This is a genomic window from Asticcacaulis sp. (assembly GCF_020217185.1).
In the GTDB taxonomy this organism is placed as follows: Bacteria; Pseudomonadota; Alphaproteobacteria; order Caulobacterales; family Caulobacteraceae; genus Asticcacaulis.
On record NZ_JAIWNX010000306.1, the window covers coordinates 1 to 15605 of the forward strand.

At 59.1% G+C, this 15605-nt stretch carries 16 protein-coding genes, 1 tRNA gene and 1 pseudogene; 11 read left to right on the top strand and 7 right to left on the bottom strand.

All coding sequences use genetic code 11. The annotated features are described in order from the left end of the window. Window positions 1-42: 42 nt before the first annotated feature. The 5 genes from LDL37_RS15765 to LDL37_RS15785 form a co-directional block, all read right to left on the bottom strand. Window positions 43-342, bottom strand: a complete 300-nt coding sequence (locus LDL37_RS15765) for a hypothetical protein (RefSeq protein ID WP_290799778.1) — start codon at window positions 340-342, stop codon at window positions 43-45. A 224-nt stretch (window positions 343-566) separates the two neighbouring features. Continuing rightward, window positions 567-1301, bottom strand: coding sequence for a CPBP family intramembrane glutamic endopeptidase (locus LDL37_RS15770; RefSeq protein WP_290799779.1), 735 nt, complete (start codon window positions 1299-1301; stop codon window positions 567-569). A gap of 36 nt (window positions 1302-1337) precedes the next feature. Further along, complete coding sequence (locus LDL37_RS15775) at window positions 1338-1664, bottom strand: hypothetical protein (RefSeq protein WP_290799780.1); 327 nt, start codon at window positions 1662-1664, stop codon at window positions 1338-1340. Continuing rightward, a complete protein-coding gene (locus LDL37_RS15780; protein ID WP_290799782.1) occupies window positions 1661-1972 on the bottom strand; it encodes a DUF2089 family protein in 312 nt (103 codons plus the stop codon). The genes LDL37_RS15775 and LDL37_RS15780 overlap by 4 nt, the downstream gene beginning before the upstream one ends. 539 nt (window positions 1973-2511) lie before the next feature. After that, on the bottom strand, window positions 2512-3231 hold the full coding sequence (locus tag LDL37_RS15785) for a superoxide dismutase (RefSeq protein WP_290799784.1): 720 nt from the start codon (window positions 3229-3231) through the stop codon (window positions 2512-2514). 306 nt (window positions 3232-3537) lie between these two features. Between LDL37_RS15785 and LDL37_RS15790 the strand changes: the two genes are divergently transcribed. The 10 genes and pseudogenes from LDL37_RS15790 (at window position 3538) to LDL37_RS15830 (ending at window position 13315) form a co-directional block, all read left to right on the top strand. Continuing rightward, a complete protein-coding gene (locus tag LDL37_RS15790) occupies window positions 3538-5661 on the top strand; it encodes a TonB-dependent siderophore receptor (RefSeq protein WP_290799786.1) in 2124 nt (707 codons plus the stop codon). 243 nt (window positions 5662-5904) lie between these two features. Beyond that, entirely contained in the window at window positions 5905-6696 is a 792-nt protein-coding gene (locus LDL37_RS15795; RefSeq protein WP_290799788.1) for a copper chaperone PCu(A)C, read from the top strand. Window positions 6697-6703: 7 nt separating this feature from the next. Beyond that, the gene (locus tag LDL37_RS15800) at window positions 6704-8110 is read left to right on the top strand and encodes an ATP-binding protein (RefSeq protein ID WP_290799790.1); all 1407 of its coding nucleotides are present in this window, start codon (window positions 6704-6706) and stop codon (window positions 8108-8110) included. Then, on the top strand, window positions 8107-8637 hold the full coding sequence (locus LDL37_RS15805) for a response regulator transcription factor (RefSeq protein ID WP_290799792.1): 531 nt from the start codon (window positions 8107-8109) through the stop codon (window positions 8635-8637). The genes LDL37_RS15800 and LDL37_RS15805 overlap by 4 nt, the downstream gene beginning before the upstream one ends. A gap of 107 nt (window positions 8638-8744) precedes the next feature. Continuing rightward, a complete protein-coding gene (locus LDL37_RS15810) occupies window positions 8745-11060 on the top strand; it encodes a TonB-dependent receptor (RefSeq protein WP_290799794.1) in 2316 nt (771 codons plus the stop codon). Window positions 11061-11069: 9 nt separating this feature from the next. Next, a complete protein-coding gene (locus LDL37_RS15815) occupies window positions 11070-12467 on the top strand; it encodes a PepSY domain-containing protein (protein WP_290799795.1) in 1398 nt (465 codons plus the stop codon). Window positions 12468-12691: 224 nt separating this feature from the next. Further along, window positions 12692-12862, top strand: a complete 171-nt coding sequence (locus LDL37_RS15820) for a hypothetical protein (RefSeq protein ID WP_290799797.1) — start codon at window positions 12692-12694, stop codon at window positions 12860-12862. A gap of 12 nt (window positions 12863-12874) precedes the next feature. Then, a pseudogene (locus LDL37_RS16475) lies at window positions 12875-12952 on the top strand (autoinducer binding domain-containing protein); the annotation flags it as partial. Further along, complete coding sequence (locus LDL37_RS15825; RefSeq protein WP_290799798.1) at window positions 12949-13077, top strand: DUF2274 domain-containing protein; 129 nt, start codon at window positions 12949-12951, stop codon at window positions 13075-13077. The pseudogene LDL37_RS16475 and the gene LDL37_RS15825, both read left to right, overlap by 4 nt. A gap of 40 nt (window positions 13078-13117) precedes the next feature. After that, on the top strand, window positions 13118-13315 hold the full coding sequence (locus tag LDL37_RS15830) for a helix-turn-helix domain-containing protein (RefSeq protein ID WP_290799800.1): 198 nt from the start codon (window positions 13118-13120) through the stop codon (window positions 13313-13315). Window positions 13316-13465: 150 nt separating this feature from the next. Here LDL37_RS15830 and LDL37_RS15835 read toward each other — a convergent pair. Further along, a tRNA-Ser gene (locus LDL37_RS15835) sits at window positions 13466-13555 on the bottom strand. 173 nt (window positions 13556-13728) lie between these two features. Between LDL37_RS15835 and msrA the strand changes: the two genes are divergently transcribed. Next, on the top strand, window positions 13729-14367 hold the full coding sequence (gene msrA, locus LDL37_RS15840) for a peptide-methionine (S)-S-oxide reductase MsrA (RefSeq protein ID WP_290799802.1): 639 nt from the start codon (window positions 13729-13731) through the stop codon (window positions 14365-14367). 89 nt (window positions 14368-14456) lie between these two features. Here the strand turns inward: msrA and LDL37_RS15845 are convergent, their stop codons facing one another. Further along, window positions 14457-15299, bottom strand: a complete 843-nt coding sequence (locus LDL37_RS15845) for an NAD(P)H-hydrate dehydratase (RefSeq protein ID WP_290799803.1) — start codon at window positions 15297-15299, stop codon at window positions 14457-14459. Window positions 15300-15605: the final 306 nt, after the last annotated feature.

Sequence of the window (15605 nt, forward strand, 5' to 3'; positions counted from 1 at the left end):
ACGGGTCATGAAAAAGGCCTCCAAATCAGTGGAAGCCTTGAATCACGCATAAGCCAGCTTGAAAACCCAATTTATGAGTTTACGGCCTAAATCGTCGTCCCGGATCGCTCTTGTAAGCTGGCAGGCCTGAACCACCCGCGTCCAGTTCTGCGCCAGAAAGGTACGGGCCAGCACATGCTGAGCATCGGAAAGTTTGACGGCCCCTGGATCAGCATCTGGCAGATGACTAGCAAAGATTGCAACAGCGTCCGGCTCTCCGGCACGAAAGGACCTCAGCAGTTCCTTGGATTGCTGGCGCAACTGATCAATATCAGGATGCGTAGAGAGTAGATATTCGGGCACAGCACAGCCTCCTTCAATACCCGGTGTCCGCTATAATCGGGCTAAGGAGGTTCGTGAGAACCGGAAAGTGAGTATATAGGTTCGGATGGACTCGGTCCTGCCCGCGGACGGGGCGCGTCCCGATACGCGCAGGTTCAGCGTAACATCCGTTTGGTGTTCGCGCCAGTATTTGAACTTTTCGACAGCCTCGATACTGACGAGAGTCAGAGACCGCGCGCCTCATCTTAGCTGAGATAGCCGGGCAGGGGCGCGCCCAGATACATAGTGGTGAGTGACACGGTGTCCATGAGACCGTGCGCGAGGATCGGCGCCCACAGGTTTCGGCCTGACAGATAATAGGTCCCAGCCAAGACGATCCCAATATAGGCGGTGATAACGACACCGGTCGTGCCTTGTATGGCATGCAGCGCCCCGAAGATTGCAGCCTGCCCCAGAACGGCCAGCGCAATTCCTACAGGACTCCGTCCGAATACGGCCTCCATTCGGTTCAGAATGAAGCCGCGGGCGAGGAGTTCTTCACCAAAGGCGGCGCTGCCCCACACCACCAGCACAATCCAGATGGCATAGGCAATCACATCACCCTTGATCGAGGTGCGGATGTAGCTGACGTCCAGCGGCGGCCAGTCTGTGAGGCGGTGGATACACTCCCCGATCGCGATCGCACCGACCAGGCACGCGATGACGGCGATAGCGACCCACAGCAGGCATTTGCTCCAATTGGGGGGCAGGCTGAATCCAATCAAACCATAGCTCGTCTTCGCCGCCATCAGCATCAATGCGCCTGCCAAAACCCCGCCCCACAGGGCGAGGCCCAGGATCGGGGTACGCAGGTTTTCTGGCAAGTTTGGCGTGATGAGTCCGCCGATAAGCCCGGAAGTGACAAAGAGTGCCGCAATTGCTGCCGTGATCTGGACGAGGGCCATCAGACGTGCACCGACGCTTCCCATGTCTTTAGCCATGAGGTGCCTCCTGTATGATAGTTTGGACTTTGGGGATCAGAGTTCGCGCGCGGCGACTTTACGGTGTTCGGCCGTGCGGTAGGCGCGCAGTACAAAAAGTAGGGAAATGCCGTAGCCGACCGCCATGACCACTCCGCTGGCCATGAGCGGTACGACAACATGGCTTGGTTGGCCCTCAAGCACAGCGATCACGCCGGCTACGAGCAGTATCATGCCAGCAACGATGGTAACGCCCCAAGTGCCAACGATCAGCCGCTTATGTCGTCCTCTGGCGATGATGGGGGCAGCTAGGGCCGTCAGGCTCAGCACGCCAGCGCTGGCAAACCAGATCGCGTCCTCCGGTGAAAACCATTGGTGTGTCATCCGTCCTTCCCCTCCGTTTCCAGCTGTCTGCGATGCAGGTCCAGCAGTTCGCGCGCCAGGCGCGCGTCTAGTTCGCCCCCCGCCACCAGATCTTTCAGCCGCGCACGCAGGGGATCTATCTTCTCGCTTTCAGCCGTCCGCAGTCGCTCAATCACCTGATCAAGGCGGATGCGGATAGTGGGGTAAGAAACCCCGTATTCAGCCGCCACGGCTTTCAAGGACCCCGATGCCAGGACAAAGCATCGGACAAACGCCAGGTCTTCGGCGGTGACGTTGCTGACCCAGGGAGGAAGGCGGATTTGCGACATGGTGCCTTTAATAATATTTAAGTGACTTTAACAAAATTAAGCCGAATGGCAAGCAGGAAAGAGTCGCGTTATCAAGTTGGACACGCCGCACCGCGATGTACTGCCGGGCGTAGCCTACCTAGCCTGTCATTGAACTATTGCCGTACCTTAAGAAGGACGCAATGCTGACCAAGCGGGCCAATTTATGGTAATTGCGCAATAAACCGATCTTTTCAGGGGGCAAGAATGGAAGTTCTGGATTTGGAGCAGAGAGCAGTTGACGCGATATCATTCGAATATCTTAAGCCACCAATCTAAAGCACTCATCCCGGAACGGCGTTTGCTCAATGGGCCTTCCGGCTTGCAACTCGCCTGGCTCACCATCGCTGGGGCTGAGTTGAGAGCCGTGGAAGGTCGCCTCCCTGAATTCTTCGAAACGATGCAGGATAGATTTTCCGGGTTTTCCGCTGGCTATAGAGGTCACTTGGAGCGATCGGAAGAGTAACCGCCTCCCAAATCCTTTGTAGGGAAATGCCCGGCCGTGGTAGCCGGGCACTGGCTCACTTCTTTATGGCATCGGCATAACGGTCAGATACGGCCTTCCAGTTGACGATCTGCCAGAAGGCGTCGAGATAGTCGGCGCGCTTGTTTTGATACTTTAGATAATAGGCGTGCTCCCAAAGATCGTTACCCAGGATTGGCGTGCCCTTAACCTCGGCGACGTCCATCAGCGGATTGTCCTGATTGGGTGTGGAGGTGATGGCCAGTTTGCCGTCCTTCCCGACAATCAGCCAGGCCCATCCCGATCCGAAACGGCCGGTTCCGGCTTTCTTGAAATCCGCTTTGAAGGCGTCGAGTGAACCCCATTGATCCGCAATCGCCGTCGCCAGTGCCGCAGACGGTTGGCCGGACTGCGCGGCAGGGGTCAGGGTTTGCCAGAAGAAGCTGTGGTTCCAGTGTCCGCCCGCATTATTGCGCACCACCATCGGGAGGCTACCAGCGCCAGCCAGAAGCTCTGCCAGCGATTTCCCCTTAAGCGCGGGGGTCTCGTTTATGGCTTTGTTGAGCGTATCGACATAGGCCTTGTGATGACGATCGTGATGGATGGTCATGGTTTCGGCATCAATGGCCGGTTCCAGCGCATTTGCCGCATAGGGCAGGGCGGGCAGGGTAAAGGCCGCCTCAGCGGAGGTCGCGGAGATGGATTGCGCGCGTACACCTGTTGGCACGGTGGTCGTCGCCAGCAGGGCGAGAGCGGTAGCGAAAGCCATGGACTTCATGATTGATCCTTTCAAGAGCGGTGACGGACGACAACAGATGTCGGATCGGAGATAGAAATTCGATAAGGGTCAGGTCGCCGCGTGAGCGAAATGTCTACACGTCAGGACGCAGGACCGTGATTGGACACTTTGTCCATGGCGCCGCTTAGTCTTTGTCTGCGGGCACCGTCTAAGTGACGGGCGAGAGAAGGAATGTCTCGCTACTCAAAAGCGCAGGTCATGAAGCGGGACAAAATGTCCAAGTTCTTTGGGACGCACCAACGGCTACGAGCGTGAGCATATCTTTCGCCGATGCCGGGAAACGCAATGAAAACCTATCTCTTGATGACCGCGGCCATGACCGCTCTGACGACCCCTGTTGTCTCTCAGGCGGCCGAGGCGGGCGAGGCAACAACCGAGGTGGTGGTGACAGGCCGCAAGCTGTTGCCGGCCCGTACAACCGAAGCCAACCGGACAGCGATCCCGAACCTCCTTACACCTCAGGCTATTCAGGTTGTGCCCGTTGAGGTTCTTCAGGACCAGCAGGTATTCACCCTTTCCGATGCCACGCGCAATGTGTCGGGCGTCACAACGGATTTCGGCTTCAATGGTTTGACACAGCCTTTGCTGGTTTTGCGGGGTTTCCCCTCAACCTCCATGACAGCGTTTGGCTCGATGCTGGGGGCCTCGAACTATTACCTCGACGGCACACGGGTCTCAGGCCTGCCGGTTAACATGACCGACGTTCAGGCCGTCGAAGTCCTGAAGGGCCCGAACTCGGTCCTGTTTGGCCGCGGCGAGCCCGGTGGGGTTGTGAACGTTGTCACCAAGCCTCTGCGCGCCACGCCGGGTCTCGAATTCGTGCAGACCCTGGGTGAATATGGCCTATCCTCAACCTCCCTGAATGGGGGCGGGGCCGTCAATGACGACAAGACGCTTTTGGTGGGCGGTTCCGCCAGCTATTACACAACCGACTCGGTGCGTGACTTCGTCGAGGAAAAGCTGGCCTCGGTCGGGTTGAAAGTTCAATGGCAGGCTTCGCCCAACACGACGGTGTCTGCTTCGGCGGATTATCTCGATCACCGCTACCGCAATGACTACGGTATCCCGGCGATCGGCAATACCGTTGCCAATCTGCCTTTGCACACGCAGTTCAACAACGCGCCGGAGCTCTCTCACATTGAAAGCCGTGTTCTGCGCCTCGAAGTCGCACATCGACTCTCGGATAACTGGAGCCTGAAGGCCAAGGCCATCAGCTTTGATGCCGACATGCGTGAGGTCGATATCACGGCCTATCGTATGGATATGGCCATGTCGGGTGCCTGCGATGGGGACGGGAATCCTCTCTGCCGATACTATTACTATGCGCGTCCCGACGGCTCGAATTCGATGGGGCAGTATGCGCTCGACCTGACCGGCAAGATCACCGCGGGCGATATCACCCACAATCTGCTGATCAGTGCCGACGCCTATCGTGCGAAAAAGAAAGGCATTACGCTCTTCTCCGCCATCGGCGGCGTGGATATCTATCATCCCGTCTTCACCAATACGCCGAAGCTCGGCGACACGGTCGTTCTCGATGCTCTGGACTATGTGGATTACAACAACTGGCAAGGGCTCAGTGTTCAGGATCAGATCGATTTCGGCAACGGGCTGAATCTGGTTCTGGCGGTGCGCCACGATAAGGCAGAAGCGGGGTATATTCTCCCCGGTGTGACGACCAATACCGTTGAATACACCTCGCCGAGGGCTGGCCTTGTCTGGTCGCTTTCGCCCAATCAAACCCTTTATGCGCAAGCCCAGTCGTCTCTCGCCGCCAATAATGGGCGTGACATGCTGGGCAAGGCCGTTGATCCTGAAACCGCGAAACAGACCGAGATCGGTTACAAATATCAGGCCCCGGATGGAAAGCTGTCAGCCACCGTTGCCCTCTACGAACTGATCAAGAAAAACCGGGCAGACTTCACGCTCTACTATGTGACAGGTGAGATCCTGACGACCGGTGAAGCGCGCTCCCGCGGGCTGGAAGTCGATGTCATTGGTGAAGTGACGCCCGCCCTGTCGCTGATTGCCTCCTACGCCTACACCGATACTGAGGTCACGCAGGACGCCAACTATCAAGGCAAGGCGCTGGCCAATGCGCCCGAGCACGCCGCCAGCCTCTGGGCCACCTACAGTGTCTCGGAGAAATGGCGTGTTGGGGCAGGCCTCTTTTATCAGGGTGACCGTTATGGCGACATTGGCAACACCTTTGTCATGCCGGCCTATACGCGGGTCGATGCCATGGTATCGCGGGCCTTCGAGGTCAGTGGCAAGCCCGCGCTTATCCAGCTCAACGTCAATAACCTCTTCGATGAGCGCTATTACACCGGATCGCATCAGTTTGTGCAGGACTGGGTACAGCCCGGCTCACCGCGCACGGCCTCTGTGACCTTGCGTCTGGCTTATTAGGGGCGGTTATGTCGATCAATTGTCCAGAAGTGGAATGTAATTCATGAGACACATCAGAAGCTTAGCCGTCTCTCTGAGCGTAGCGGCACTTGGTGCAGCACCGGCGCTGGCGGCGCCAAAATCCCAGCCGGTTGAAATCCGCTTTGCCGCCGCTGTGAACGGTGCGCCGCTTGCCTGTGGTCAGCGTTACACGGGCATTGGCAGCACGGGTGCGAGCCTTGAACTGCAGGACTCGGGCGCCTGTTGTCGCTTGAAAGCCCGACTGAGTTAGGCGAGGTCGCGCGCAGGTTCAGCCAACAGGCCTTTGGCGCCGTTCTGGCGCTTGTTATGGCGGGTCCCTTCATGGCCGTCATTCTGTTGGGAACCGAAATCGACCTGTCGCAGCCTTATGTCGGATGGCTGGCGCTTAAGGTCGCTCTGGTTGCGGGGCTGCTAGGCCTTGCCGCCTTCAATCGCTGGCGGCTGGTTCCGCGCCTCAAGGAAAGTGAAGCCGCGGGTACTTTGCTACGCCGGGTGGTTAAAGGCGAGGTGGGGCTGTTTGGCGCGGTTCTCGTTGTCACCGCCTGCCTGACAACCTTGAGCGCCCCCGTACATCGCTTTGAAGCCCCGGTCCTGAGCGAGGCGGCGCCACCGGTTGTTGAAGCCGGGGCCTTGCGTATCAGCCATTACGCCATGCGCGCCACGCGCGGCACGGTTCCGGTGAGCGCGATCTATCTCACGGTGGATAATACGGGAAAGGCCCCGGACCGCCTCCTGAGCGCGCAATGCGCCTGCGCCGAGACGGCCTCCCTGCACATTATGTCGATGAAGGACGGACTGATGGGAATGGCACCCGCTCCGGAGGGTTTCAGCGTCCCTGCCCAGGCCGGTCTGGTGCTCGCGCCCATGGGCGCGCACATCATGCTCACCGGGACGAACCGTCCTCTGGTCGAAGGAGAGCGACAAAAGGTGATCCTGACGTTTGAGCGTGAGGGGAGGGTGGAACTCGACATCCCGGTAACCGGGCAGGTGAGCGCCCACTCACATAGTCACTAAGATCGGCGTGTGGGACAATCTGTCCAGTGGACACCCCGCTCTCTCCCGATATCAGCAAGGTTTCCTTCTTTCAGCCCGCATCATGGCCCATCACTCTCAAGACATTGAACAGGAAACGCTGCGCAAAAACCTGCTGCAGTTGATCCATCTGCGCGGCATGGCCTTCTATGGCCAGTTGGCGACGATCCTGACCGTCTATTACGGCTTCAACCTGGTCATCCGCATCGGGGAGATGCTCTGGGTCACCGCCGCGCTCGTGGCTTTCAACCTCTGGGCTCTTTATCGATACAAATCCAAAGCGCGTATCAGCGATTTTGAGCTGTTTGCCGGGCTTATGGTCGATGTGGTGGCCTTTACCGCGCAGCTTTATCTGAGTGGCGGCACCTCCAACCCATTCATCCTTCTGTACCTGCTTCCGGTCATCATCGGTTCGGTGCTGTTAAGACCGCTCTACGCCTGGAGTATCGCGGCCAGTACGCTGGTATTTTACGCAGGCCTGAGCTTCTTCCGGCAATCCTATCCGGCAGCGCATGAACACCACGGCGGCACCTCTGCTGGCTTTGACATGCACGTGCACGGGATGATGATTGCCTATGCCATGGCTGCCTGTCTGGTGGTGTTTTTTGTGTCGCGGATTACGGCCAATCTTCGGGCTCGCGATCAGGAACTGGCGCAGCTTCAGCAGCAGTCTGCGGAAAACGCGCAAATCGTGCGGATGGGGCTGTTGAGCGCGGGCGCCGCGCACGAACTGGGCACGCCTCTGACGACCCTGTCGGTAATCCTCAAGGACTGGCACGACCTGTCAGTGCCACGTAAGCGCGCCGAGCAACTGGCGGACATCCACACGATGCAGGCACAGCTTGAGCGGTGTAAAGCCATCATCACCGGCATTTTGTCAGCTTCGGGTTCAGCCAGAGGTGAGGGGGCTATGGCCACTTCACTCAGAGGCTTTCTGGAGCAGACGCTGGGCGACTGGCAAAATCAAAACCCGGACGTCATTCTGGATGCCTACCTTGATGTGCCTGATGTCAGCGTGGCCGCTGACCGCGTTATGTCTCAGACCCTGACGCACCTTCTGGATAATGCCGTTGAAGCCGCTGGCCGAGACAAGACGGTAGTATTTATGGCCAGAGTAGAAGCTGACATGCTGATCCTGGCCGTTGACGACGAAGGGCCGGGCTTCCATCCGGATATCTTGTCGCGGATCGGTGAACCCTATCTTTCAACAAAGGACGAGGCCGGCCGGAGTGGTCGGGGACTGGGCCTCTTTCTTGGGCATAACACACTCCGTTCGCTGGGCGGACAACTCATCGCCTCGAACCGGGCGAGTGCGGGGCGGAAGGGTCCGGGTGCGCGTGTCGAACTGAAGCTGCCTCTGGGGGCCATCCTCTTGCAAGAAGTGCGTGACCAGTGACCAATCTGACGACCCTGATTGTTGATGACGACAAGGATCTGGCCGCGTCTCTGGCCCGGTCATTGGCCCGACGCGGCTTTAAGACCCATATCGCTCACACGGCGGAAGACGGGGTTGCGCTGGCGGAGACCCTGAAACCCGCCTTCGCACTGGTCGATCTCAAAATGCCCGGAGCGTCGGGCCTGGAGTGCGTCAAAGGCCTGCATGCCCTCGACCCGGAGATGCGTATTGTCGTCCTCACCGGCTATGCCAGCATCAATACGGCGGTGCAGGCCATCAAGCTGGGGGCCACGCATTATCTGGCCAAACCCGCCAATGCCGATGAGATTATTGCGGCATTCGAGCACGATGAACCCAGTACAGACGTGGCCCTGACCCCACGCCCGACCTCGATCAAGAACCTCGAATGGGAACGCATCCACGAGATGCTGGTCGAAACTGATTACAACATCTCCGCCACCGCCCGCCGCCTTGGGATGCACCGGCGCACCCTGACGCGCAAACTGGCGAAACAGCCTGTAAAGTAACCTTAGGTGTAGGACATTTTGTCCAACTGTCTGGGGCCAGGAACTCCGTTACACGCCCTCCCAACTGTGAGCGACGTCTGGTCGCATCCGACCTGGGGACTATGGGTATGTTCATCTCTAAAAAAAATGCACTTCTGGCCACGCTTCTGGCGGGCGCATCTGTGCTCCCTTTGAGCGTTCACGCGGCCGAAACACCCGAAGCGCCCGCCGAAGACAAGGTTGAGAACATCATCGTTGTCGGACAGAAAAACACGCCGATCACCGTCAAGCCCAGAGGCCTTTCCGTCTCTTTGGGCCGGGAAGAGTTCGAAAAGGTCAACGCGCTCAACGTCGAAGACCTGATGAAGTACACACCCAATTTTTTTGTCCGCAAGCGCTTTGCCGGTGATGACAATGCGGTGGTGGCTATGCGTGGCGCCAACACGGTGCAGAGCGCGCGCACCATCGTTCTCGTTGATGGCTTCCTCGTCTCCAACTTCCTCGGCAATCGGTTCGATTTCCCGCCGAAATGGAACGTCGTCGGCCCGTCGGAAATCCGGCAGTTCGATATCGTCTACGGACCCTATTCGGCGCGCTATAACGGCAATTCGATGGGGGGCGTGGTCTCGATCACAACCGATGAGCCCAAAGCCAATGGCGGGTATGCCACCGTCCAGAAGATGATCATGCCGTTCAAAGAGTGCGGTTTTGATGAGACGTTTGAGGGCTACAGCTTCGAAGGCGGGCTGACGTGGAAGCCGCAGGGCAGCCGTCTGGGCCTTCGCGCCTCCTATCGCCATTTCGAAAATACCGGTCAGTCGATGACCTATAACCTGCTCTCGCGCGTTGCCACGCAACCGACCTCGGCCTCCGTGCAGGCGACCTATACCGACGTCACGGGTGCCTATGTCGATCCGCGTCTGGCCACGCCGGTGTTTGGGGCGCAGTCCCCCGTCGATGTCGTGCAGGATCAGGCGCGGCTGCGCGCCAGCTATGATCTGGGGGCGGGCTGGAAGGCCGATGCTCTGCTCGTCTGGTGGAAATCCTCTCAGGACCTGACCGACGCGCGCACCTGGTTGACGGCAACCTCTACCGGACTGCCTGTCTATCAGGGCCGCGTGAAGTTCAACGGGGTGTACTATAACGCCACCGGCATCACCCATTCGACCTCTGAGCGCACCGAGTACCTGGCCGGTGGCCGTGTCAGCGGGCCTTGGGGCGGATGGGACGTGCGGGCCAACCTGTCGCGCTTCTGGATCGCCGAAAGCGACGGCCGGGCCTCGAATGATTTCCAGACCGGGTTGTCGTCGGGCGTGGGTCGGCAGACGCTTCAGGACACACCGGGCTGGTGGGCCTTTGATGCCTCCATGCGTCAGGCCTTTGGCGCCCACGACATCACCTTCGGTGTCAACCAGAACCTCTATAAGGCCGGTCAGACCATCTACGCAGTCACAAACTGGCGCACCGCCGCCAATGCCACCTATAATTCCGGCACCTTTGGCAAGACCTCCGGGTTCGGCGTCTTTGTCGAAGATGAAATCAGCCTGAGCGACCGCACCGAATTGACGCTGGGCGTCAGAGCCGACCGCTGGCGCGCCTTTGATGGCGGTCTCGGCGGTCTGAATAGCGCCAACCAGAAGGTCATCACCCGCTACGACACGCGCAGCCAGACCTCGGTAGATCCGAAACTGTCGCTGCAAACCCGAGTCTCGGATACGCTGAGCCTGCAATTGAGCCTTGGCACCGCCACGCGCTTCCCAACCGTGGGCGAGCTCTATCAGGGCACGTTTGATCCGGTCGCCCAGATTATTCTGCCTGATAGCTTCGACCCCAATCTCAAAGCCGAAAAATCGAAGGACATAAGCCTGATTGCGCGCCGAAAGTTCGCGCGCTCGAACCTGACCCTGTCGGCCTTCGGTCAGGACATTGATGACGCCATCTTCTCCTTTCAGGGCATCAATCAGTTCGGCAACACGGTCTCCAATTATAAGAACATCGCGCGCATGAAGCAGTACGGTGTGGAAGCCATCTATGAGGCCAAAGACTTCGTCATCACGGGCCTCGACCTGAACGGCAGCGTGTCATGGATGGACGCCAAGACGGTTGAAAACCCGGCCAACCGGGCAGCCGAGGGCGTGCAGTTCCCGCGCATCCCGCGCTGGCGCTCGAACGGCAGCCTGACCTATGCCTTCACCGAGAAGCTGAAAGGCACGATGGGATGGCGCTATGCCTCACGGCCGAACTCTGACCTGTTCGGGCTGTCGCGCGGCCGCGCCTTTGGCTTCCAGAGCGAATACAACACTTACGATCTGAAGGTGAACTACGCGGTGACGCCTCGGACGCAGGTCAGTGTCGGCATTGACAATGTCGCCAACTATCAGGCCTACGTCTCGCACCCGCTGCCGCAGCGCACCGTCCTCATCGAACTCAAGTATCGTCAGTAGAGGCTGTCCATGTCCGGGTCCGTTGATGAGTCTCTGAACCGCGCCAGGCGCCGCCAGGCCATGGTGCGGGCCGTCTGGCGCTGGCACTTCTACGCGGGCCTGTTCTGCATCCCGTTCATCATCATATTGTCGATCACCGGCTCTCTCTATCTGTTCAAGCCCCAGATCGAGAGCGCCATAGACCGGCCATACGATGCTCTGTCCTTTCCCGGGCCGGTGAAATCCATCACCGAGCAGGTGTCGGCGGCCAGTGTGGCCCATCCGGGGGCCAAACTGTCATCCGTTGAGGTGCGCCAGAACCCTCAGGATGCCACGCGCGTTGTGCTTACCGAGAACGGCGAAAAGCTGAGGCTGTACGTTCACCCCCAAACGCTCGCGATCCTCAAATCCGTCCCTGAGGAACAGCGCTTCATGGCGCAGGTGAAAAACATTCACGGGGAGCTTCTGTCCGGAAAGGTCGGCGAGATCATCGTGGAGCTGGCCGCCTGCTGGGCCATCGTCATGATCCTCACCGGGCTCTATCTGTGGTGGCCGCGTCAGGCCTCAGGGCTGGCGGGCGTGCTTTATCCACGGACAGGCATGGGCAAGCGCCTGTTCTGGCGTGACCTTCACGCTGTGACGGGTATCTATGTCTCATTTTTTGCCCTGTTCCTGTTATTGTCAGGGCTTCCGTGGACCTCTGTTTGGGGCGATGCCTTTAAACAGGTGCGCGTCATCACCCACACAGCAGCGGTCAAACAGGACTGGAGTTCGGGCCGCGCCGCTGACCGCAACACGGAGCGCGCAGAGACCGGTGCTTCAGAGCACGCTGATCATGAGACGGGCCAAGGTCAGCATGCCGGTCACAAAGGTCACACCGACGGCACGCCTGTGGTGTCACTCGACCGCATGTACGCCACGGTACGGGCGCTGGACCTGCCGGCACCCGTGACAATAAATGCGCCGTCGAAGAAGGTCAAAGGCTGGACCGCCCAATCCAACACGCAGAACCGGCCGCTCAGGGTGACTCTGAAGCTTGATCCCCGGTCCGGTCAGGTCCTTAGCCGCGAAACCTTTGTCCAGAAACACCCCATTGATCAGGTCGTTGGGTATATGATTGCCGCGCATGAAGGGCATCTTTTCGGCTGGCTAAACCAGGCCCTGGGCGTCTTTACCGCCCTGTTTCTGATCACCCTGTGTGTCAGTAGCATCATCATGTGGCTGAAGCGCCGTCCGGCTGGGAAGCTCGGCGCACCTGAACCCGCTGCGAGCACGCCCGCGGGTATGGGGCTCCTTATACTGATCGTGGCCTTAGGGATTTTCCTGCCGGTTTTAGGGATCAGTCTGATCGTCGTTGGCGCGCTTGAATTCCTGGTCCTGAGACATTTACCGGGTGTCCGGACCTGGCTGGGGCTGCGAGCGGCATAAGGTCTGCGTCCCTATAGGCTGACTGATTTGGTAAGGACTCTCAAACCTTTAGCGCGAAAGCCGCACCCTCGCTGCAATCCCCGCGTTTATTTTTGAGCGCGCTTCTCATTTTCAATTAAGGCGCGTATTGTTGGGCCAGTACCGCCGGTAGGGCGCGTGCGTGGGAAACCGATTAAGCCACTCCGGACAATTGCGTTGGACATCCAATGGCTACGGAGACGGTCATGCTTTCTGCAAACGGTCAGTATTCTTTTGAGCAATTTATCGATGACGCGAGCCGGGTCCGATCCGTCGACCATCTGTTCGATTTGTTCATCGATGCTATGGCCCGTTTGGGTTTTGATCGGGTCAACTTCTCGGTCCTGCGTGATCTGGATCTCGACGCGTCAGCCTAGGGCTTCGGACTGATCAGCACCTATCCCACGGTCTGGCAGGATTACTATGCCCGCAATGGGCTCTCACGCATCGACCCTGTGGTCAAATGGGCGATGGGCTCCGTTTGTACGCAGCCGCTTACGGGGCCACCGAGCCGGTCGTCGATCTCATTCCCTACATGCTGGAGGCGTTCCTCCAGAGTGACAAAGGCTTTAAGCGAGGAGGTATGAAGTGATGCGCACCAACCCTAAGAAACTCTGGACGGCAACACGAGTGTGGTAACACCAGAAAAACTTGCATACAGCATTCCAGAAGCAATCCTGACGACGGGCCTCGGCCGAACATTCCTCTACGACCGTATGATGTCTGGTGAACTCAAATCACGCAAATTGGGTGGACGACGGGTTATCCTGAAGAACGATCTGATGGACTACCTGAATTCCAGCCCCCCAGGGCAGGGCCAGAGCCTTTAGTCGTCGACTGCATTCCGATCGGCGTTGGTGGCCTCCGAAGCGACTCAGGGGCCATTTTTTCTGCCAAAACGTTTTAGGCTCGTTTTTAGGCTTGCCCTTCGTTGGGCGTGTAAAAATCGCTAAATTTTCAGTTATTTACGCCGAAGAAAATGGCGGACAGAGAGGGATTCGAACCCTCGATAGAGTTGCCCCTATACACGCGTTCCAGGCGTGCGCCTTCAACCACTCGGCCACCTGTCCATCACTGGCAAGACCGGGCCGTGCCGCAGGTCTTGGGAAGGCGGCGGTTATAACCGTCCACCGATAAATCGCAAGCCCCTAACTGGCCTCTGGCGCTATCTTTTTTACACCCTATATGTCCGGCATAGGTCTATTATTGGGGATAAATCCCCCTGCATACTCAGGAGCCGCGCATGTTCGGTAGCAAAACCCGCCTGATTTCCCGTGAAGACGCCCTGCCGGGCCGTGCCGAGGCGCTGCCCACCGACACGACTCACGCCGTACTGGGGACGCCGCTGAAAGGCCCATTCCCTGAAGGCACCGAAACCGTAGTGTTCGCCATGGGCTGTTTCTGGGGCGTCGAGCGCCTGTTCTGGCAGCAGGCGGGTGTCTATACGACGGCGGCTGGCTATATCGGTGGCTATACGCCCAACCCGACCTATCGTGAGGTGTGCACCGGTCAGACGGGCCACACCGAAGGCGTGCTGGTCGTTTATGATCCGGCCAGGGTCAGCTTTGAGGCGCTTTTAAAGCTCTTCTGGGAGCGTCACGACCCGACGCAGGGGATGCGTCAGGGTAATGATGTCGGCACGCAGTACCGTTCGGCCATCTTTACCACCACCGAGGCGCAGTACGAGGCGGCGCTGAAGTCGCGCGATGCGTTTGAGGCGGCGTTGTCGGCCAAGGGCCTTGGGCCGATCACCAGCGAGATTTTCGGCCCGGACAACGAGCAGCCCTTCTATTATGCCGAAGACTACCATCAGGGCTATTTGGAAAAGAACCCGGAAGGTTATTGCGGCCTTAAGGGCACGGGCGTCACCTGCGCCATTTAAGAGCCCCTCGCCGGGCGGTGGCTTCGCCACCTTGGCCGCCGCCGCAATGGCGGCTTGAGCGGAATGATTCCCTCAGCACTCATGCCGCTCTACTGTGTGGGCTTTATATCACGCAGGATCGCCGGGATCTGTTCGCTCAGGTCTTCGGCGATCAGGCCCGGCCCGAAGCGGCGCGCCGCCTCCGAATGCAGCCACACCCCAGCGCAGGCGGCCTCAAAGGCTCTCATCTTCTGGGCCATCAGACCGCAAATCAGCCCGCCCAGAACGTCACCTGAGCCGGCGGTGGCCAGCCACGGTGGCGCATGGCGGTTGACCACCAGCCTGCCGTCAGGGTGGGCGATCACGGTGTCTGCGCCTTTCAACAAGACCACAGCGCCGGAGGCGGCAGCCGCATCGGCGGCGGCGCGCGCCCGTTCGTCGGCGCGGCCAAAGACGCGCGCAAATTCGCCTTCGTGCGGGGTGAGGACGCAGGGGCCGCTAATGGCAGCAAACAGGGTCTTCGGGTCGTCCTTGAACACGGTCAGGGCGTCGGCATCAAGCACGCAGGGCTTTTGCGACCTGAGCGCCGCCAGAACGCAGTCGCGCGTGCGCTCGTTCAGCCCGGCGGCGGGCCCCAGCAATACGGCGGTAACCCGCGGGTCGCCGATAAGCCCGCCGAATTCGGCGACATCGCGCACGGGTTTGGTCATGACGGCCTCAAACGCCGTCGCATAGACGATCAGGGCCGACGGGTCGCAGGCCACGGATACCAGCCCGGCGCCGGCGCGCAACGCCGCCCGCGCCGCCAGTCGCGCCGCCCCGGTCGAATGAAGCGGGCCACCCAACACGACGGCGTGACCGCGGTCATACTTGTTGCCCGCCACATCAGGAGAAGGGAAGTGGGTGAACCAGTGTTCCGGACGGTTATCGGCGGGGGTAGGCAGGGTGCTCATGACAGGCTCGGCGCGCTAAATTCACAGACCACATCCCTATACCATGCGCGCATCCTTTTCGGGAGCCGGATCAAAGGCCTGCGGCATCCGGAACTCTACCGCCTGAAAGTTGTGTCAAACACGCACAGATGCGCATTTTCAATCATCATATCCCCAAAACATGTGATACCGCCCCCTAAAATGAGGGGGTAGGGTGTGGCAAGTTGCTGTTTAAAGCGATGTGCGGAAAAGTGTGAGCGGTTTTCCGCAAAAACATCGCGACAAAACAAAAATTTAGAGCGAAATGGCGTTTCCACCTAAAGTCAT

Bases quoted from the DNA above. Each gene is read 5' to 3' on its own strand.
- LDL37_RS15785 (WP_290799784.1), bottom strand. From the start codon at position 3,231: ATGAAGTCCATGGCTTTCGCTACCGCTCTCGCCCTGCTGGCGACGACC.
- LDL37_RS15770 (WP_290799779.1), bottom strand. From the start codon at position 1,301: ATGGCTAAAGACATGGGAAGCGTCGGTGCACGTCTGATGGCCCTCGTC.
- LDL37_RS15780 (WP_290799782.1), bottom strand. From the start codon at position 1,972: ATGTCGCAAATCCGCCTTCCTCCCTGGGTCAGCAACGTCACCGCCGAA.
- LDL37_RS15820 (WP_290799797.1), top strand. From the start codon at position 12,692: ATGCTTTCTGCAAACGGTCAGTATTCTTTTGAGCAATTTATCGATGAC.
- LDL37_RS15810 (WP_290799794.1), top strand. From the start codon at position 8,745: ATGTTCATCTCTAAAAAAAATGCACTTCTGGCCACGCTTCTGGCGGGC.
- LDL37_RS15775 (WP_290799780.1), bottom strand. From the start codon at position 1,664: ATGACACACCAATGGTTTTCACCGGAGGACGCGATCTGGTTTGCCAGC.
- LDL37_RS15790 (WP_290799786.1), top strand. From the start codon at position 3,538: ATGAAAACCTATCTCTTGATGACCGCGGCCATGACCGCTCTGACGACC.
- LDL37_RS15845 (WP_290799803.1), bottom strand. From the start codon at position 15,299: ATGAGCACCCTGCCTACCCCCGCCGATAACCGTCCGGAACACTGGTTC.
- LDL37_RS15815 (WP_290799795.1), top strand. From the start codon at position 11,070: ATGTCCGGGTCCGTTGATGAGTCTCTGAACCGCGCCAGGCGCCGCCAG.
- LDL37_RS15825 (WP_290799798.1), top strand. From the start codon at position 12,949: ATGGGCGATGGGCTCCGTTTGTACGCAGCCGCTTACGGGGCCACCGAG.
- msrA (WP_290799802.1), top strand. From the start codon at position 13,729: ATGTTCGGTAGCAAAACCCGCCTGATTTCCCGTGAAGACGCCCTGCCG.